The 19055-nt window shown below is 32.3% G+C and carries 18 protein-coding genes; 14 read left to right on the plus strand and 4 right to left on the minus strand.

Features of this window, described 5'->3' with window-relative positions:
* The first annotated feature begins 62 nt into the window (after positions 1–62).
* The gene (locus tag NSU06_RS00425; RefSeq protein ID WP_017174738.1) at positions 63–968 is read left to right on the plus strand and encodes a hypothetical protein; all 906 of its coding nucleotides are present in this window, start codon (positions 63–65) and stop codon (positions 966–968) included.
* A gap of 26 nt (positions 969–994) precedes the next feature.
* On the opposite strand, the gene NSU06_RS00430 is transcribed toward NSU06_RS00425, so the two are convergent.
* Together NSU06_RS00430 and NSU06_RS00435 are read right to left on the minus strand one after the other, a co-directional pair.
* On the minus strand, positions 995–1870 hold the full coding sequence (locus NSU06_RS00430) for an HTH domain-containing protein (protein ID WP_061544154.1): 876 nt from the start codon (positions 1868–1870) through the stop codon (positions 995–997).
* A 118-nt stretch (positions 1871–1988) separates the two neighbouring features.
* On the minus strand, positions 1989–2843 hold the full coding sequence (locus NSU06_RS00435) for an oxidoreductase (RefSeq protein ID WP_131566633.1): 855 nt from the start codon (positions 2841–2843) through the stop codon (positions 1989–1991).
* A gap of 82 nt (positions 2844–2925) precedes the next feature.
* On the opposite strand from NSU06_RS00435, the gene panB reads away from it, so the two are divergent.
* The 4 genes from panB (at position 2926) to NSU06_RS00455 (ending at position 6022) form a co-directional block, all read left to right on the plus strand.
* Positions 2926–3753 carry a 3-methyl-2-oxobutanoate hydroxymethyltransferase gene (gene panB, locus NSU06_RS00440; RefSeq protein WP_131566636.1) on the plus strand — a complete coding sequence of 276 codons (828 nt, stop codon included), beginning with the start codon at positions 2926–2928 and terminating at the stop codon, positions 3751–3753.
* Positions 3737–4588: a pantoate--beta-alanine ligase gene (gene panC, locus NSU06_RS00445; RefSeq protein WP_017174742.1), complete on the plus strand. Its 852-nt coding sequence runs from the start codon at positions 3737–3739 to the stop codon at positions 4586–4588. Before panB ends, panC begins: the two co-directional genes overlap by 17 nt.
* Before the next feature lie 5 nt (positions 4589–4593).
* Positions 4594–4977, plus strand: a complete 384-nt coding sequence (gene panD, locus NSU06_RS00450) for an aspartate 1-decarboxylase (protein WP_002449536.1) — start codon at positions 4594–4596, stop codon at positions 4975–4977.
* A gap of 235 nt (positions 4978–5212) precedes the next feature.
* Positions 5213–6022 (plus strand): alpha/beta hydrolase, encoded by an 810-nt coding sequence (locus NSU06_RS00455; protein ID WP_017174743.1) that lies wholly within the window; start codon positions 5213–5215, stop codon positions 6020–6022.
* A 104-nt stretch (positions 6023–6126) separates the two neighbouring features.
* Here the strand turns inward: NSU06_RS00455 and NSU06_RS00460 are convergent, their stop codons facing one another.
* Complete coding sequence (locus NSU06_RS00460; protein WP_017174744.1) at positions 6127–6798, minus strand: M15 family metallopeptidase; 672 nt, start codon at positions 6796–6798, stop codon at positions 6127–6129.
* Positions 6799–7002: 204 nt separating this feature from the next.
* Here NSU06_RS00460 and NSU06_RS00465 point away from each other — a divergent pair, with 204 nt between their 5' ends.
* The 3 genes from NSU06_RS00465 to NSU06_RS00475 all read left to right on the plus strand — a co-directional run bounded on the left by NSU06_RS00465 (position 7003) and on the right by NSU06_RS00475 (position 10925).
* Positions 7003–7878 carry a hypothetical protein gene (locus NSU06_RS00465; protein ID WP_017174745.1) on the plus strand — a complete coding sequence of 292 codons (876 nt, stop codon included), beginning with the start codon at positions 7003–7005 and terminating at the stop codon, positions 7876–7878.
* A gap of 185 nt (positions 7879–8063) precedes the next feature.
* Positions 8064–9353, plus strand: coding sequence for an arsenite efflux transporter membrane subunit ArsB (arsB, locus tag NSU06_RS00470; RefSeq protein WP_025987165.1), 1290 nt, complete (start codon positions 8064–8066; stop codon positions 9351–9353).
* A gap of 177 nt (positions 9354–9530) precedes the next feature.
* The gene (locus tag NSU06_RS00475; protein ID WP_049420671.1) at positions 9531–10925 is read left to right on the plus strand and encodes a YfcC family protein; all 1395 of its coding nucleotides are present in this window, start codon (positions 9531–9533) and stop codon (positions 10923–10925) included.
* Between the two features lie 119 nt (positions 10926–11044).
* Here the strand turns inward: NSU06_RS00475 and NSU06_RS00480 are convergent, their stop codons facing one another.
* Positions 11045–12229, minus strand: coding sequence for an MFS transporter (locus NSU06_RS00480; protein WP_017174748.1), 1185 nt, complete (start codon positions 12227–12229; stop codon positions 11045–11047).
* A 130-nt stretch (positions 12230–12359) separates the two neighbouring features.
* Between NSU06_RS00480 and NSU06_RS00485 the strand changes: the two genes are divergently transcribed.
* From NSU06_RS00485 to NSU06_RS00510, 6 genes are all read left to right on the plus strand, one after another.
* Positions 12360–13250, plus strand: a complete 891-nt coding sequence (locus tag NSU06_RS00485; protein WP_017174749.1) for a LysR family transcriptional regulator — start codon at positions 12360–12362, stop codon at positions 13248–13250.
* A gap of 106 nt (positions 13251–13356) precedes the next feature.
* The gene (locus NSU06_RS00490; protein WP_019835038.1) at positions 13357–14136 is read left to right on the plus strand and encodes a (S)-acetoin forming diacetyl reductase; all 780 of its coding nucleotides are present in this window, start codon (positions 13357–13359) and stop codon (positions 14134–14136) included.
* 449 nt (positions 14137–14585) lie between these two features.
* A complete protein-coding gene (locus NSU06_RS00495) occupies positions 14586–14825 on the plus strand; it encodes a hypothetical protein (protein WP_017174751.1) in 240 nt (79 codons plus the stop codon).
* Between the two features lie 266 nt (positions 14826–15091).
* A complete protein-coding gene (locus tag NSU06_RS00500) occupies positions 15092–16795 on the plus strand; it encodes an ABC-ATPase domain-containing protein (protein ID WP_019835040.1) in 1704 nt (567 codons plus the stop codon).
* A gap of 367 nt (positions 16796–17162) precedes the next feature.
* The gene (locus NSU06_RS00505) at positions 17163–17603 is read left to right on the plus strand and encodes a MarR family winged helix-turn-helix transcriptional regulator (protein WP_019835041.1); all 441 of its coding nucleotides are present in this window, start codon (positions 17163–17165) and stop codon (positions 17601–17603) included.
* Between the two features lie 17 nt (positions 17604–17620).
* On the plus strand, positions 17621–18964 hold the full coding sequence (locus NSU06_RS00510) for a dihydrolipoyl dehydrogenase family protein (RefSeq protein WP_131566225.1): 1344 nt from the start codon (positions 17621–17623) through the stop codon (positions 18962–18964).
* Positions 18965–19055: the final 91 nt, after the last annotated feature.

The following is a 19055-nucleotide window of genomic DNA, read 5'->3' on the forward strand; positions in this document are numbered from 1 at the left end:
AGTGTCTGTTTAATATTGTAAGTTAAGGTATATATTTTTTTATTTTAAAAGGAGCGAAACAAATGAAGAAACATTACTTAGCTATCGGCGCTATAACGGCGACAACTTTACTTGCAGGTTGTGATTTAGGAGATATGATTGGGCTCAATAATTCTAGTGAAAAATCAGAACATACGACATCACAAAGTAACCAATCATCAAATAAAAACACTTCAGATAATGATAACAATAATACCCAACAAGATAGTAATAAAAGTTCAAATGATAACAATCAACAAGAAAATAAAACAAATAGTAATGTCGACAACTTATCTCAAGCTGAAAAAGTAGCGTTAGCTTTAAATGATCCTTCAGTGTCAGATTATGCTATTAACGCAAATGAATTAAGAAATCATAGTTATCTTGAACAAGGAAATGTGAGTAAAATTCATAAAAATATTGATACATACAAACTAGCTTCTATGGATTATCCTATTAATGGTTCACCATCTGGAATGGTATTTTACAGCGCATCTCCTTCGAGAGGAGCTTTTGTAACAGTTATTGGAGTAAGTAACGATAAAGTACTCGTGGCAGGTACACAATACGATGCAAACTATCAACAATTAAGAGATAACGGTAAAGAATTGGATGTAAGTACATTATATGATAAATATAATAATTCTGATTATGAAGAAATAGCAAAACAAATAGTATTTGCAGGAAGTCAAAGATCGTTAAATACTGATTCTGACGAATCTTCATCTACTGAAAAGGTAACACGTGCAAATGTCATTGATAAGGTAGAAGATTATGAAGGTCATCAATTAGATACAGAGACGTACACATATAAAGAACCAGAACAAGATGAAAACGGAGATTGGGGATTCTCAATTTTAGATAAAAATGGAGATTTAGTTGGCTCATATATCGTTACTTCTGACGGCATAGTGACAAAATATGATGAACATGGAGATCCAATTGATTAATAAAAAGCAACAGCTGATTTTAATGGTCAGCTGTTGTTTTCTGTGTAAGTACGTTTAATTTCATCTAAACGCTCAATAAAACTATCGATATATGATTCCGGAGCAATAATTTTTGCTAAAGGAGCAAGTTGATAAGCAATGTAATAAGCATCAAACCGTGTGCAATTTACCCATGCCAAAATGGTGTCTTCATTACGTGAAACAATCTCTTTAATTGAAAATTGTTGTTTAAATTGATTCCAAATGGTTGTACTCATTTCAAATAATACTGCATTATTCGCGAAGTCTTTAGAAAATTTTGTATCTAGAACGTGTAAGGATTGTATCGATTTCAAAGAAACGGTATGTATTTTATGTTGAAATTCGTAAGTAAACCAATAATCATAATGCATATACAAAATAGATAATGGTTTAATAGTCATTTTGTTATGATCTACTTCAATACGCACCCTATGTTTATTGACGATGGCTTTTTGAAGGTCCATTAATATTTTTCCAGGAAGTAAATCATCACGTACTTTGAATTGATGTAACATCGTCATCAAAATATGTTTATCTTCTATTCTGACAGACGACATCGCATGTAGGAAAAATTTGTAAATATCGTAATGAAGAATAGGTGTGAGACTTTGTAACTTAATGAGTAAACTTAGTACACCAAGACTTTGTTTGTTCGTAGTATCATGGGTGAGTTCATAACCACCTAATTGATAATTATAGACAATTTTAGTATGATTGCTTCTCCAAAAATGACTTTCATAAAAAAATGTATTAATTGTATTAATATCACGTTGAATAGATTTTTTGCTGACATTTGTAAAGCGATCTAAGTCTTCTTGAGTGACAACATGACCATTTAATAATAATGTCAAAATATTAAGTATACGTGTTGCTTTATCCAAAGATATATCTCCCTTTTATTAAAGTGAAAAAATTTTCAAAAATAATGATATAGCTTGTAATAGAGTTTGTTACTATATAATTTGACAAAATATTAATAGTTAAACATTGATTTTAACATTAATATTGAATGGATAAAGAATGGTGAGACCGTAATAATGCATAAACTGTATCTAACGATGGCGTAGAGAGGTGATGTGTTCTAGCCTTACGGTAAATAAAACCTTGAATTGCTTCTACTTCAAGGGGCTGATGATTTATAACATCATAATACATACTTGTCCCCATATGATCTGGATAACCAGCATAGATATGCATAATATCTTCAACAATCGTGTCGGGTAATGTAATACCTTCTGCCATAGCGACTTGTTTACCTTCTTCTAATAAGCGTGTGCATAATTGATAGACTTCTGAAATTTTTAAAATTTGTGCAGTGTTGCCACCTAAAGCAGTAATCGAATTAATACCAAGATTGACAAGTAATTTATACCAAATCGTTGTTTCTATGTGATCTTCTAATATAAGTTCTATTTTAGTATATTCTAAATAGCGTTTAAGTTGTTCAGTCCGATGATCATGCTGAATATGCAAACGGGAATCTCTGAAATGGGTCACTTCATCGTCTTTTTTCTGTCCACTAATATAGACCACAGCTTGGTAGACATGTTTAAATGGTAAAGTTGAACGCAAACCATATCCATTTTGAGCTAAGATAATCGTTGTCTCATCATGAGTAAGACGGTTTAAGTCTGGAACTAAAGATTCAAGTTGATGCGTTTTGACTGCCACGATAATCACATCGAAGGAGTTAGTCATAGACTTAATATCTTTAACAATGACATGTTGATTTGCAGGTTGAAAGTGAATGGACTTATTTGTTCTTCCAAGTAATGTGATATGAGGTAATACTTGTTGTAATTCGTAGGCAATCGTCGTACCTACAGCGCCTGGTCCAATAATCGCAATACGCATTTATAACTTTCCTTTCTTTAAAATATTACATATAATTATACGTGATATTATTGAGATAATGTTATAGGAGATCGATAAAATAATGAAAAATTTGTCAAAACTTATGGAAATGAAGCAAAATGGTACAAAAATTTCAATGGTTACAGCATACGATTATCCCAGTGCAAAACAAGCGCAACAAGCCAATATTGATATGATTCTAGTTGGTGATTCGCTAGGAATGACAGTTTTAGGTTATGATACAACCATTCAAGTTACTTTAGATGATATGATTCATCATGGTAAAGCTGTTCGTCGAGGCGCCGATGATACATTTATCGTTGTAGACTTACCTATCGGAGCGGTAGGCGTAAGTGCGGAACATGATTTAAATCATGCGATAACGTTATATCAACAAACCAATGCGAATGCATTAAAAGCAGAAGGTGCCCATTTAACTGACTTCATTAAAAAATCGACACAAATGGGTATTCCAATTGTTGCACATCTTGGTTTAATGCCACAAAGTGTCGGTGTTATGGGTTACAAGTTACAAGGTGGTACAAAAGACGCAGCAGAACAACTTATTCGTGATGCACATGCCGTTCAAGAAGCAGGTGCAGTGGCGTTAGTATTAGAAGCTATTCCAAGTGACTTAGCTGGATTAATTAGTAAACAATTAGACATTCCAGTTATTGGTATTGGGGCAGGTAAAGATACAGACGGACAAGTATTGGTGTATCACGATATGTTAAATTATGGCGTAGAACGTTATGCTAAATTCGTAAAACAGTTTGCAGATTTATCTGTAGGCATTGATGGTATGAAGCAATATGATAAAGAAGTGAAAGCAGGAGCATTTCCTGCAGAAGCACATACGTATAAGAAAAAAGTATTAGATGAGGTTAATAAAAATGACACAAGTAATTAATACTGTAAAAGAGATGCAAACAATCGCACAACGCATAAAAGCGTCTGGTCAATCAATAGGTTTCATTCCAACAATGGGTGCGCTTCATGAAGGACATTTAAGTATGATGCGACGTTCAGTTGAAGAAAACGATGTGACAGTCATTAGTGTATTTGTAAATCCATTACAATTTGGACCTAATGAAGATTATGATGCATATCCTCGCCAAATTGATAAGGATGTTTCTTTAGTTAAAGCTATTCATGTCGATTATGTATTCCATCCTTCCGTTGAAGAGATGTATCCAGATGAATTAGGCATCACATTAAAGGTGGGACGTCTAGGGGAAGTCTTAGAAGGCCCACAACGTCCTGGACATTTTGATGGTGTCGTTACAGTAGTTAATAAATTATTTAATATCGTAAGTCCTAATAAAGCCTATTTTGGTAAAAAAGATGCACAACAATTAGCAATTATTGAGAAAATGGTAAAAGATTTTAATCATCCTATTGAAATTGTCGGCGTCGATATAGTACGTGAAGACGATGGACTGGCGCGTAGTTCTCGTAATGTGTATTTGACTGATGAAGAACGTAAAGAAGCGGTTCATCTAAGTAAAAGTTTAAAATTAGCCAAAGACATGTATGCAGAAGGTGAACGTCGAAGTCATATACTTGTAGGTGCAATAAAAACATACTTACAAGAACATACAAGCGGTCATATCGACGAAGTCGCAATTTATAGTTATCCTGAACTTGAAGTTGTTAATGAAATAAATGGTCAAATTTTTATTGCTTTAGCTGTCAAATTTTCTAAAGCACGTTTAATAGATAATATTATTTTAGGGAGTAAATAGAGAAAATGATTAGAACAATGATGAATAGTAAAATTCATAGAGCACGTGTCACAGAATCCAATTTAAATTATGTAGGAAGTATCACGATCGATGCCGATATTTTAGATGCGGTTGATATTCTTCCAAATGAAAAGGTTGCTATTGTAAACAATAATAATGGAGCACGTTTCGAAACATATGTGATTGCGGGTGAACGTGGTAGTGGAAAAATTTGTCTCAATGGTGCTGCATCTCGCTTAGTAGAAGTAGATGATATTGTTATTATTATGACTTATGTACAGTTGGACGAACGTGAATTAATCGATCATGCACCTAAAGTAGCGATTATGAACGAAAATAATGAAATAATTCAAATGATTCATGAAAAAGAAAATACAATAATTAAATAATGAAGTGAGCGTGCAGTCTTAAAGAGATTATTTTGGAAAGACTAGCACGCTTTTTATATATTAAGAGTATAGAGTTATGAGTTTTTTAGAAAGTTTTGATGCATAGTGATGTTATTATGGGAAAAATAAGAGGAAAACCATCAAACGAAATAAGAATATTAAGAGGTTTTATATGTGTTTATTCTAATTAACGAAGGGTAGATACGAGTAAAGGTAAATAAAAGGGATGATAAAAATGAATTATATAAAATATTTAGAATCAAAAGATGGAACTAAACTCTATACAAAAGTTAATGAAGTTAAAGAAAGTAAAGCAAATATTATAATTGCACATGGTCTTGCAGAGCATCTAGACCGTTATGATGAATTGGTCGCGTTTTTAAATGAGCATCATTATAATGTCGTTCGTTTTGATCAACGTGGTCATGGGCGTTCTGAAGGTAAGAGAGTATTTTATAGTCATGTGGATGAAATCATTGATGACTTGGATAGGATAATTAACTACACTAAGGAGAATTATAGTGGAAGAGTATTTTTAATCGGACATAGTATGGGAGGTTACGCGGTAACTTTATTTGGTACCAAATACCCTAATAAAGTAGATGGCATTATTACTTCTGGCGCACTAACGCGCTATAATAAAAGTACATTCGGAGAGCCAGATAAAAATATTTCAGCAGATACATATGTCAAAAATGAACTGGAAGACGGTGTTTGTTCTGACGAAGAAATTATCCAAAAATATAGAGATGATGATTTAGTCGCTAAAGAGATTTCTATAGGCCTCATATTTACCCTGATGGATGGTATTGCCTATCTAAAAGAACATCCAAGCCATTTTATAGATCCAGTACTCATCTTACATGGTAAAGAAGATGGTCTCGTAAGCTATAAAGATTCTATCGATTTATATAATGAAATTGCTTCTAAGAAAAAGTCTCTGTATATTTATGAAAATTTACAACATGAAATTTTCAATGAGTCGTCATATAATCAAAGTATTTTTAGAGATATCATTGATTGGTTGGATAGTAAAAATAGATAAAATATGATGTTTGACGTGAAACAATGAAGTTAATATTAAAACAACCATGAGTAGGAGTATTCTCACTCATGGTTTTTAATTGACTAATAATATGTGTGGCGAAGTTATTTTAATCCTACATATTCTTCTAAAGTTTTACCAGATTGATATACTTTGGTTGCAGTATCTTTTCCTAAATAACGTAAATGCCATGGTTCGTATTGATAACCAGTAATTTTTTCTTTTCCTTTAGGATATCTCACGATAAAGCCGTATTTATGTGCGTTTTTCGCAATCCATTGCCCTTCTTTTGTTTTTCCGAAACTTGCATATAAGTTTTTATCTGAATTAACGCCACCGATGTCAAATGTAAGACCTGTTTGATGTTCTGAGTAGCCAGGACGTGCGCTATATTTATCTGCAGCTTTTTTACCATCGCGTGCAGCATAACGATTGTATAGTTGAACTTGAGTAGGATAACTTCTGTAGCCACTCATTTTGTATAAGTTAATACCCTCTTTTTGTGCAGCACTAAATAATTGTTGTAAGGCTTGTTGGGCTTTTGGATCTTCACCAGGATTATAATTTGAAGGAAGACCTATATTTTTATTTACAATTAAAATACCATCGATATATGTACGACCCTCTTTAATAACTTTTTTATGTTTTTGTTGATTGTCATCACTTTTATTAGTTTGAGATGTTTGTTTAGTATTATTTTCATTTTCATCATTACTATGTGAGCAAGCTGAAAGTAATAAAGCGCTTGTCATTAGGACTGCAGAGAATTTTTTCATGCTTAAACTCCTTTAAATTTTAATTACTATAAACAATAATGAAACATTGTACACAGTGTAACATAGTTTTTTAATTATATAAGATACAACTTTTATGAAAAAATGGTATTTTAACAAAATTTATATTTATCTTCCTCTTCAAATAATGTATAAATAATGTATAGTATATTAGTAAAATAAGAAGAATGTATGAGGGGCCAATAGATGAAAAAATTTTTATTTTTGGGTAGTATCATGATGATGTTATTAGCTGCTTGTAGTACGCATGAATCTTCAAAAGAAGATAATAAATCAAAATCAAATCAAAATAACGTTCAAAAAGCTAAAAAGAACGAATCAGATAAAAAAGATGAAACGTCATTAACCAATACGTCTAAATTATCAACGAAAGAACGATTAGCATTAGCATTCTGTATTGATGGTGTCGATCAATATACATTGACTAAAAATGAAATTCTAACTGGAATTTATGAATATAGATTACCTACGGGCAAACATAATTATAAATTAGTTGATTTTACATTGGTTAAAGTGAAACAACCAGTAAAACATGCACCAAAACATATGCAGTTCTTTACGGTTTATCCAGATAAAAGTACCTATCAAGCGCTAATTGGAGTTAATAAAGATACAGTTTATGTAGGACGTATGCAAAAAGGTACATTGGATTATAACGATTTACTTGATAAAGGAAAAGAAGCTAGTTTAGAAGAAGTATATAAACATAATAAAGATAATAAAGCTTTACCAGAACTTATAAGTAAAATGCATATTTCAAACTCGTTACCTGATAGTGCTAATGATAATGGGAATCCGTTAGCTTCAAATGATTTAGAAAAATCTGGTAGTGTCAATACGCGTTATCGTAACGAAGTGTATCAATTAATTTCTGATTTTGATGACGTAGAATTAAAAAAATCAGGTTATTTATGGGATGATGTCAAAATGACAGATCATAATGGTAACTGGATTGTGAACTATCGTAACAAAAAAGGCGAGATTCTAGGTACATATAGAATGAAACACGGAAAAATTCAAAAATTAGATGAAAATGGCAAAATGGTAAAAGAAGAAAAATAAATGAATTGTTAATAAAACGTTGTGAGATGTTTAAATTAAGACATTTTACAACGTTTTTCTGTTTATTATGATACGATGAATAAGATTGTAGGAGGTTCGGAGCAAATGAAATATAAAAATACAACATTTCATTTTTCAAGGAATACATGGCAGTATTTAAAGTATAAAAGTGGTGATGATAGATGATGACTTTTTTAGCCATTACCATTTTTGTACTCACATTAATTTTTGTAATTTGGCAACCCAAAGGATTAGATATTTCGATTACTGCTGTTATTGGTGCAGTTGTAGCACTTCTGACGGGCGTAGTAGGATGGTCAGATGTTATGGAAGTGACGAGTATAGTATGGAATGCAACGCTAACATTTGTGGCTATTATTCTTATTTCACTTATTTTAGATGAAATTGGCTTTTTTGAATGGGCAGCACTTCATATGGTAAAGGCATCTCAAGGCGATGGACGAAAGATGTTTATTTTCATTATGATACTTGGAGCGATAGTAGCAGCATTTTTTGCGAATGATGGGGCAGCACTTATTCTCACTCCTATAGTATTAGCAATGGTACGTCACTTAGGTTTCAAAGAAAAGATGGTATTTCCATTTATTATCGCCAGTGGCTTTATTGCGGATACTACATCCTTACCGTTTACAGTGAGTAATTTAGTAAATATTGTTTCAGCAGATTATTTTAATATTGGATTTATAGAATATTTAAGTCGTATGATACTTCCAAATATATTTTCATTAATCGCAAGTATTGTTGTATTGTGGCTTTATTTTAAAAAGGCAATGCCAAAGCAAGTGGATATAACAAAAATGAAGGCACCTCAATTAGTTATTAAAGATGCTTCATTATTCCGTATATCGTGGTTCGTATTAGTTTTATTACTTATAGGTTATATGATGAGTGAGTTTGTTCGTGTGCCTGTCTCTATTATTGCAGGTAGTATTGCTTTTATTTTTCTTATTTTAGCGGCGAAATCGAATGCCGTTCCAGTTAGAAAAGTTGTAAAAGGCGCACCATGGAATATTGTTATATTTTCACTGGGAATGTACTTAGTTGTCTTTGGTTTGAAAAACGTGGGAATCACTCATGTGTTAGGTCATATATTTTCAAATATCGCGCATCAAGGTTTATTTACTAGTATTATGGGTGTTGGTTTTATCTCAGCTATACTCTCTTCAATAATGAATAATTTACCTACCGTACTCATTGATGCGATTGCCATTCATCAATCAGCAGTTACTGATGTACTCAAAGAGGGAATGATATATGCTAACGTAATAGGTTCAGATTTAGGACCTAAAATTACACCGATTGGTTCTTTAGCTACATTGTTATGGCTTCATGTTTTAGCTCAAAAAGGAATTAAAATATCATGGGGCACCTATTTTAAAACAGGTATCGTTATTACCCTTCCAGTTTTATTCATGACCTTACTAGGTTTATATTTAACATTAAAATTGATATAGACAGACTTATTAAAAAGAAGCCAAAAATGATATGATTTTTGGCTTTTGTTATATAAAACAAAAAGTTTAAAATTATTAAAAATGTAATATTATCATTTTTGTTTAAATAGGTTATGATAAATTATATATATTTTGATTTTTGATTCATATGTAATGAATAACAAGGGGATGACATAAATGAAAAAGAATAAAACTGGAAAGTTTAAACTAGAAATGCCGCACACCTATGCAATATTAATGTTGATTATAGTAATTTCCTGGTTACTTACTTATATTATTCCTGCTGGAGAATATGCGAGAGAAAAGAAAAACGGACAAACCATAGTTATTCCTGGTACCTATCACACAGTATCTTCAGAACATCTAAATTTTTTGAATATATTTAGAGCTGTCCCAGAAGGATTGATTAGTGGGGGAGAAATTGTTTTTTATGTATTTTTAGTGGGTGGCGCTTTTGGAATTGTCCACAAAACAGGTGCTTTTGAAAATGGTGTAAATAAAGCTATGAGAGTTTTGGGAAAAGCCAACTTTTTAATGATCCCACTAACGATGATCATCTTTTCAATATTAGGTTTTACAATAGGTTTAGCTGAAGAAACTATTATATTTGTTCCCATTGGTATTATTATTGCTCGTACCTTAGGTTATGATGCATTAACCGGTGCTGCCATGGTTATTTTGGGGGCAGCTAGTGGTTTTAGTGGGGGCATGTTAAATCCTTTTACAGTTGGGGTGGCTCAAACAGTTGCTGAACTTCCAATGTTTTCAGGTTGGGGCCTTCGAACTATCATATATCTTTTTATATTAGCAACGGCCATTTCAACTGTAATGTTATATGCTAGTAAAGTTAAAAAAGATAAAACTAAAAGTATTGTGTATCATTTAGAAAAAGAAGAAGGACAAGTTGATCAAGATCTCGATTATCAACATTTTAGTAAAAAACAAGCATTTAGTTTAATGATTATTATGGCAACTATCCTCTTCAATATATTTGGTATTTTTAAATTTGGATGGAGTTTCAATGAAATGAGCGCTAATTTCTTATTTGCAGGAATTTTAGCGGGCTTAGTAGGTGGCTTAGGGTTTAATGGTACGTTTGATGCTTTAGTAGATGGAATGAAAAATATTCTATTTGGAGCAATGATTGTTGGTGTCGCAAAAGGAATTATCGTACTGTTAGAAAATGGGAAAATCATAGATACCATTGTTCATGCATTGACGACCTTATTATCAGATGTACCAACGTCATTAGTGATTATAGCTATGTTTATTTTACAATTCATTCTTAATTTCTTTATTCCATCAGGTTCGGGTCAAGCATTAACGACGATGCCTTTAATGGTTCCTATCTCTGATTTGTTACATATTAATCGTCAGCTTACTGTCTTAGCCTTCCAATATGGTGATGCAATAAGTAATATTCTATTTCCTACATCAGCAATTTTAATGGGAGCTCTAGCTGTAGGTAAAATTTCTTATACTGAATGGTTGAAGTTTGTATGGAAACCTATATTAATATGGATAATTATATGTAGCGTTGCTATGTCTATTGCTTTAGTAATAGGATACTAAAAAAATAAGGTAAGACTGACGGTTGTCTGAAGTTAGTGAGATGGATGTCTTGAAAATCTTGTGAAAATAACGAAAGAGCGTGTGTTCATGTTAAATGAGCGCACGCTTTTTTTTATACATTAACCTTTTGATGAAGTACTGTTTTGATAACGACCATGTACAAAGAAATATAAAATCATTGCAATAATAATTAGACCTGCCATTGCAAGATATAAATAGCGATAGCCCATAAATGGAATGAGTAGACCTAAAATGAAAGGACCCATGCCTGCACCAAAGTCCACAAAGATATAGAACGTTGATGTAGCTAATCCCATCTTACTAGTGGGTGATTGTTGAATGGCAATGGCTTGTGCAGTTGGAACGATGGTTCCATAACCAAAGCCAATAAATGCTGCAGATAGTAATAGTAAAAATGGAGAACTTACTATACTTAAAATAGCTAATCCTATTGCAAAACTTAGAAGTACAGGATACATGACTTTATTTTCGCCAAAATGATCATAAATCTTTCCAGTGAATGGACGTGTCACAAAGGTCACAACTGCAAATACAATAAAGAAGAAACTAGATGCAGTAACTAAATGTAACATTTCACTGTATATTGATAAGAATGAAAGTACACTTGCATAAGCAATTCCTACTAAGATGACGACACATGAAATAGGCAATGCTTCTTTTTGTAAGAAAGCACTGAGACCTTTAGGACGTGATTGTTCTTCAGTAACTATGTCATGATTCATCGGTAATTTTTTAATTAATAAAGTAAAACTAAATGAAACGACAATGCTAATCAAACTGATGCCAAAAATTGAAGAAAATCCTAAATTATTATTTAATACTAGTCCTAAGAATGGGCCAAAAGCGGAAGCAAGCGTTACGCTTAAACCGTAGTAACCGATACCCTCACCTTTACGTTCTTCTGGAATTAATCTAGAAGAAATCGTACCCGTTGCTGTTGAAGAGAAACCAAAGGCAATTCCATGAATAAAACGAACGAACATCAAAATAAGAATACTATGAATTGTAAAATATAAAGCGATAGCTATAATAGAGCCAATGACACCGCCAATGAGCACATTCTTAGGTTGCAGATGATCGATGATTCTTCCAGCGCCTAATCTTCCAGCTAGCATGCCAATGATAAATACACCAGCTGCTAATCCGCCAATACTTTCTGAAGCATGGTACGTTTCGATTGTGAATTGTGTAATTGTCACAATAAGCATGTAGTGAATTAAATACATAAATAAATTCACAATCGTTACAAAGATAAAGTCTTTTGACCATAAACGTTGCGACATGTTTAACCTCCTCTATTTAATCCTATTTATCTTAATTTATACTTAATTATTATAATATTAGCTAGACTTAATGTATAATTAGAATAATTTAATTTAATATAAGTAAAACTAATATAAGGGAGGAGAACATATGAATTTTGAACAGCTAATATATGTTAAATCAGTATACGAACAAGAATCAATGATTCGTGCAAGTGAACTGATGCATATTAGTCAATCTGCCATGAGTCAATCGATTGCTAATCTGGAAACAGAATTAGGATATTCATTATTTTATCGCTCCAGAAAAGGGACAGTACCGACAGAAATTGGCAAACGATTGATTCCAAAAATATTGGAAATTTTGGAAGCGAAAGAACATCTCATGCTAGAAGTAGAACGTTTACAAACACATATAACAGGAAAATTAACCATAGCCACTATACCAACGTTATTTCACAAACTACTTCCTAAAGTCATTTCTCAATTTAAAGTGGATTATCCAAACGTAGATATTGAAGTTATAGAATCTGACCGTGAAAATATTATAAAAATGTTGAGAAATAATGAGATAGATTTAGGATTAATTGGTAAAAAAGAATCAGATAAAACAATGTCATTAATTCATGAATTTCCTCTTAATTTATCGACGAATTTTAAACTTATTGTACCTGCTAAATCTAAACTTACGTTTAAAGATACTGTTAATTTAGAGGATATTAAAGACTATCCTTTTATTCTCTATGATCGTAGCTTTTACCATCATCATTTGAAAAAATTCGAAGAAGAAAATGGGGAATTAAAAATTGTATTTCGTACGCATAATCCCATCGTTTTATTAAGAACTGTTGCAGAAGGCTTAGGTGTAGGTATGATTTCTAGTTACATGATCGAAGACGAACCCATTTTAAATGACGAATACATTGAGGCCATACCTCTAGGCCATCCTTTTGATTATTCAGTGTATTTTACAGCGATAGTCAATGACAACAGAAAAAATGAAACCTCTTTATTACGATTTATTGATTATTTAAAGAAGTAATCATTAACAAAACTTTGTTCAAAAGTTCACAAACTTTTCATAGTATTTTACATACAAAGTGCTAACATAATAATTGAAAGTTATATTACTTTAAGAGGTGTAGTAAATGGACAATTCTAAAAAAGTAGCACTTGTTACAGGTGCAGCACAAGGTATTGGTTTCAAAATAGCAGAACGTTTATTTAATGACGGTTTTAACGTTGCTATTGTCGATTTTAATGAAGAAGGCGCAAAAAAAGCTGCTGAAGCACTTTCAAAAGAAGGTCAAGAAGCAGTAGCATTTAGAGCTGACGTATCCGACCGTGAAAATGTTTTTGATGTGACACGTAAAGTTGTAGAACATTTTGGAGAGTTAAATGTAGTTGTAAATAATGCTGGTTTAGGACCAACAACACCTATTCATACAGTAACACCTGAACAATTTAGTCAAGTTATCGGAGTAAATGTTGGAGGCGTATTCTGGGGCATTCAAGCAGCTTTAGAACAATTTGAAAAATTAGGTCATGGCGGTAAAATTATAAACGCAACATCTCAAGCAGGTGTTGAAGGTAATGCGGGATTATCTTTATACAGTAGTACTAAATTCGCAGTTCGTGGATTAACTCAAGTTGCTGCACGTGATTTAGCTGACAAAGGTATTACAGTAAATGCATTTGCACCAGGTATCGTTGAAACACCTATGATGGAAGGTATTGCTAAAAAATTAGCCGAAGAAAATAATCAACCAGAAGAATGGGGTTGGAAACAATTCACTGATCAAATCACATTAAAACGTTTATCTAAACCAGAAGATGTAGCCAATGTGGTTGGTTTCTTAGCTAGCAGTGATTCTGATTACATTACTGGTCAAACTATTATTGTTGATGGCGGTATGAGATTCCACTAATTTAAACAACAAATATATATTATTATTTTTAAAACTGATACGCACCCCAAAAGTTGGACTTAAAATCTAACTTTTGGGGTGCATTTTTATATTCTTTTAGTAGATACTATCTGCATATTGATGAAATACTTAACCTTATTGTTTTTTTATGTACTAGTCTAATTGATGACAACGTTACCTTTCCTATAAATATAGACCAATAATGATTGGACTCATCGCAATTGTATAACTCATTAAAAATGAGTAATTAGCAAAAATAATAAGCAATAAAAGCTAATACACCTACAAGTAACAAAAAGATTTAGAGACGCAATCAAAGATAAAATACGCTTACTTAGATATTTATTAATGAGAGTGTTTTATATTTTTAAAAAATAATGATATATAGTAAATTTAAATGTAAATATAGTATATAATGTTATTAATATCTTACAGAAAGGAAGACATCAATGAGAATAAACAATATGAATATAGTTTCTGGTATCTTATGTGTATTATCATTTCTACTTGCAGTTTCGATTACATTTACAGATATGTTTTGGTATTTACCTGGCTTTTTTGTCATGCTATTGTCAGTGGTTTCAAGTGTTGTAGGTCTAATGAGTAGCAGCAAAGTATTTAATGGTATCACGTTATTTTTAACAATTATTTTCTTTCTTATTTTTTCAAGTCCATTATTACTTGCTTAGAAAAGAAAACGATTTTATATAATATTAATATGAATGGTAATATTTACAGCTATTGGTGTACTCGCGATGTTCTTTGTGATTAAGTATCTTTCAGAAACACGGGGGCGCAGTTTAGCTAAAATTGAACATGATTTATGATGACGAACAAATGTTAAATCTGAATAACGTAATGTATATCGCTACTTCAATGATTTGGAGTAGTGATTTTTTATTTTTTTAAAAAAGGGTAAACATAAAAAAGCAATGTTATGAACGGAGGAATTAAGATGAAACAGTCAAAAGATTTAGAACGATTACTTAAATCTTTAGACGGACAAAAATATGGCGCTTATAAACGAATGAAAGGGATATATCAATTTGATCAATTCCGTCTAGCTATCGATCATGTCCAAGTCGATCCTTTTGCGCCACCTTCAAAAATGCGTGTCATTATTGGGAAACAAGAGACTGAAATTCCTAATGAATTATTAGACACTAAAGATAAACGTATAGCGACTTCAGACTTTTTAACTCGAACAGTGGATACCCAGTTAAAACATTTCAATCGTACAGTGAAAGGCTCGGGTAAAAATGGAAAAATCTTTATCGATCATCCAGGACAAGAGATACTCGAACGTACATCTGTAGTGATTAATGATAAAGAGATTGAAATACGTATTGAAGTTGGACTACCGGCAGCTGGACGTAAGATTCTAGGAAAAGCAGCAGCATATACGATAATACAGGGCATTCCTCAAATGGTAGAAAAAGCGATACGATACGAAAATTTAAATCAACAAGCATTGAAAGAACAAGTCGCATTAAAACTAGACCAGATCTATATTAGACAACAACTTGAAACAGAACATTTAGTCGCATTTGTGGCAAATGGTTCAATCTTGCCAAGAAAAAGTGGTGTGTCAGACGCTCCAATGAAAGGTGCCATTCAATTCACAAGTCCTAAGAAATTTGAACATACATTCAATCTTCCAAGTGGTCGGTCAGTCACAGGGATGGCTATTCCACAAGGGATTACACTTATTGTCGGTGGAGGTTACCATGGTAAATCGACACTATTAGAAGCGCTTGAGCGTAGTGTATATGATCACATTCAACATGACGGTCGAGAATTTGTGGTGACTCAACATGATGCGATGAAAATATGTGCTGAGGATGGTCGAAACGTTGAAAATGTCGATATTAGTCCATTTATTGATAACCTGCCAGGAAAGAAAGATACGACACACTTTTCTACAGAAAACGCAAGTGGTAGTACATCTCAAGCCACAAATGTAATCGAAGCTTTAGAAGCAGAAAGTTCATTATTATTAGTTGATGAAGATACATCAGCTACCAATTTTATGATTCGTGATGGTCGTATGCAACAACTGATCGCTCCAGAAAAAGAGCCGATTACTCCATTTTCTAATAAAGTAAAATCATTATATGAAGATTATAGTGTTTCTACTATTCTTATTGTTGGCGGTTCAGGAGATTACTTTGATGTTGCTGACCAAGTGTTAATGATGGATGAATATCATTTAAAAGATGTAACAGAAGAAGCAAAAGAAATTGCGAATACTGACGGCTATAAGCGAGAAATTGATGGTGATCAGTCATTCGGAGTGCTATCTCACCGCATACCGTTAACAGATTCTTTCTCTAAAAAAGGAAAAGAAAAACGTTTTAAAGCAAAAGGATTACATTCTATTATGTATGGTCATGAGCCTATTAACCTAACAGGATTAGAACAACTTGTGGATGATAGTCAGACCAATGCTATTACGGTGATGTTAGATTACTTTAGACGTCATGGTATCAATAATCAAAATTCCATAATTCAAGCAACAAATGAGATGTATCACTTAATTGAGCATGAAGGATTAGAAGCGCTCTCTCATTTTAATGGACATCCAGGAAATCTTGCCTTACCTCGTAAACAAGAATTTATCGGTACCTTAAATCGATATAGAGGATTGAAAGTTAAATAAAAAGAGTATATCTTATCTTTTTTAGTAGGCAGGTAGTCTTACTTTTAAAAAATTAAAAGTCTGATTAATAGTGAAGCATCTGAATTAATAACGGAAGAATACGAAAAATCACGAAAAAAAGATTAAAAAATAAATATTTACCGATTGGATATAAGTAAACCATGGACTCATTTTCTTTTATTAAAGGAAAGTGAGTCTTTTCTAATTAAACTAGCAAAAGTGTTAGGGGAGTGGAACAGTAAATTTAAAATAAATTCTATTCTACACCTTCAATATTTTAGAAATATTTGGATATTTATCATTTGATTAATCGCGCACGATTGTTTATACTAAAATCAATCGTGAACGATAGAAAAGAGGTGCTGTGTTGAAAAAGGATGGAATGACATTAGCGAATCAATTATGTTTTTCTGCATATAATGTGAGCCGCTTATTTGCTCAATTTTATGAACAACAATTAAGGCCATTTGGATTAACGTATTCTCAATATTTAGTGTTACTGGCTTTATGGGAAGAAGATAATCGAACATTACATGAGATTGGTAGACAACTTGATTTATCAAGTAATACGTTGACACCACTTTTAAAAAGATTAGAACAATCAGGATGGGTCATAAGAGAACGTTCTGAAACTGATAAACGTCAACTGATGGTGACACTTACTGAAAAAGCACATCAACAACAAGAAGCAGTTTTTGAAGCGGTAGCCGAATGTTTACCTTCAAATTTTGATAAAACGAAATATAACCAAGCAAAAGACGTATTAGAACAATTAGAACATGGTTTGAAACAACTCAATAAAAAATAAAGAAGAGGATGAGTTAAATGAAAACATACGACGTTACATTTATTGGTAGTGGACATGCAGCTTGGCACGCAGCTTTAACATTAAAACATGCAGGTAAAGAAGTAGCAATTATCGAAAAAGAGCGTATTGCGGGAACATGCACAAACTGGGGCTGTAATGCTAAAATCTTACTTGAAAATCCATTTGAAGTGTTAGAAGAAGCAACACACTATCCTGGTATTGTTGAATCACAAAATCTTAAAGTAAATTGGTCAAACTTAATGGATTATAAACATAAAGTGATTAATCCAATGGCTGGTCAGTTAAAATCATTATTTGAACAACAAGGTATTGATGTATATGATGGTACAGGTGTAATTAAAAATGAACATACAGTTGAAGTAAATGGTGAATCGATTGAAACTGAAAATATCGTCGTTGCGACAGGTCAACATAGCAATAAATTACCTATCGAAGGTAAAGAATATACACATGATAGCCGTGACTTCTTATCGATGGAAGACACACCAAAAAGTATCACATTCATTGGTGGCGGAATTATCAGTATCGAATTTGCATCTATCATGATTAAAACTGGCGCTGACGTTCATGTGGTTCATAATACAGATGAGATTTTACCAGGATTTAACCGTAATCATGTAGATAAATTAGTTAAAAAATTAGAAGATGAAGGCGTTAAATTCTATCTAAACGAAAATACTACTGCAGTTAAAAAAGAAGGCGACGCGTTTACACTAACAACTGAATCTGGATTATCAATCCATACAGAATATGTACTAGATGCAACAGGAAGAGTTCCAAATGTTGAAGGTATTGGATTAGAAAATGTTGGCATTCATTACAGTAAAAAAGGTATTGAAGTAGATGAGTACTTAAGAACAAATGTTAAAAATATTTATGCAAGTGGTGACGTTTTAGATAAAACGATTCCTAAATTAACACCAACAGCAACATTTGAGTCAAATTATATTGCTACACATATTTTAGGTACAGTACAAGATAAAATTAAATATCCAGCTATTCCTTCGGTACTTTATTCACTTCCACGTTTATCACAAATTGGTGTAACTGTAGAAGAAGCGAAAGAAAATAATCAATATACAGTAAAACACGTGCCATTCGGTAAACAAATGGTATTCGAATATAAAAATGAAACAGAAGCTGAAATGTATATTGTACTAGATGAACATAAACACTTAGTAGGTGCTGAAATCTATGCAGATGCTGCCAATGATTTAGTAAACTTACTTGTATTTATCATTAATCAACGTTTAACAGCCAAAGAATTAAGTCAATTGATTTTTGCTTTCCCAGGCGCTTCAACAGGCGTGATCGATTTATTAAGATTAAACATGCTATAGGTAATAATAAAACGGTTAGTCCTTGTGACTAATCGTTTTTATTACGGAAGAATGAAATGTTTAAATTTCTCTAAAATGTAAATAACTATAT

The organism is Staphylococcus sp. FSL W8-1270 (genome assembly GCF_038007165.1).
GTDB classification, from domain to species: Bacteria; Bacillota; Bacilli; order Staphylococcales; family Staphylococcaceae; genus Staphylococcus; species Staphylococcus hominis.

What these genes read in the sequence shown, in the direction of transcription:
- panC (WP_017174742.1), top strand. Translation starts at nt 3,737, where the DNA reads ATGACACAAGTAATTAATACTGTAAAAGAGATGCAAACAATCGCACAA.
- panB (WP_131566636.1), top strand. Translation starts at nt 2,926, where the DNA reads ATGAAAAATTTGTCAAAACTTATGGAAATGAAGCAAAATGGTACAAAA.
- NSU06_RS00475 (WP_049420671.1), top strand. Translation starts at nt 9,531, where the DNA reads ATGAAAAAGAATAAAACTGGAAAGTTTAAACTAGAAATGCCGCACACC.
- arsB (WP_025987165.1), top strand. Translation starts at nt 8,064, where the DNA reads ATGACTTTTTTAGCCATTACCATTTTTGTACTCACATTAATTTTTGTA.
- NSU06_RS00485 (WP_017174749.1), top strand. Translation starts at nt 12,360, where the DNA reads ATGAATTTTGAACAGCTAATATATGTTAAATCAGTATACGAACAAGAA.
- NSU06_RS00480 (WP_017174748.1), bottom strand. Translation starts at nt 12,229, where the DNA reads ATGTCGCAACGTTTATGGTCAAAAGACTTTATCTTTGTAACGATTGTG.
- NSU06_RS00510 (WP_131566225.1), top strand. Translation starts at nt 17,621, where the DNA reads ATGAAAACATACGACGTTACATTTATTGGTAGTGGACATGCAGCTTGG.
- NSU06_RS00435 (WP_131566633.1), bottom strand. Translation starts at nt 2,843, where the DNA reads ATGCGTATTGCGATTATTGGACCAGGCGCTGTAGGTACGACGATTGCC.
- NSU06_RS00425 (WP_017174738.1), top strand. Translation starts at nt 63, where the DNA reads ATGAAGAAACATTACTTAGCTATCGGCGCTATAACGGCGACAACTTTA.
- NSU06_RS00500 (WP_019835040.1), top strand. Translation starts at nt 15,092, where the DNA reads ATGAAACAGTCAAAAGATTTAGAACGATTACTTAAATCTTTAGACGGA.
- NSU06_RS00495 (WP_017174751.1), top strand. Translation starts at nt 14,586, where the DNA reads ATGAGAATAAACAATATGAATATAGTTTCTGGTATCTTATGTGTATTA.
- panD (WP_002449536.1), top strand. Translation starts at nt 4,594, where the DNA reads ATGATTAGAACAATGATGAATAGTAAAATTCATAGAGCACGTGTCACA.
- NSU06_RS00460 (WP_017174744.1), bottom strand. Translation starts at nt 6,798, where the DNA reads ATGAAAAAATTCTCTGCAGTCCTAATGACAAGCGCTTTATTACTTTCA.
- NSU06_RS00465 (WP_017174745.1), top strand. Translation starts at nt 7,003, where the DNA reads ATGAAAAAATTTTTATTTTTGGGTAGTATCATGATGATGTTATTAGCT.
- NSU06_RS00490 (WP_019835038.1), top strand. Translation starts at nt 13,357, where the DNA reads ATGGACAATTCTAAAAAAGTAGCACTTGTTACAGGTGCAGCACAAGGT.
- NSU06_RS00455 (WP_017174743.1), top strand. Translation starts at nt 5,213, where the DNA reads ATGAATTATATAAAATATTTAGAATCAAAAGATGGAACTAAACTCTAT.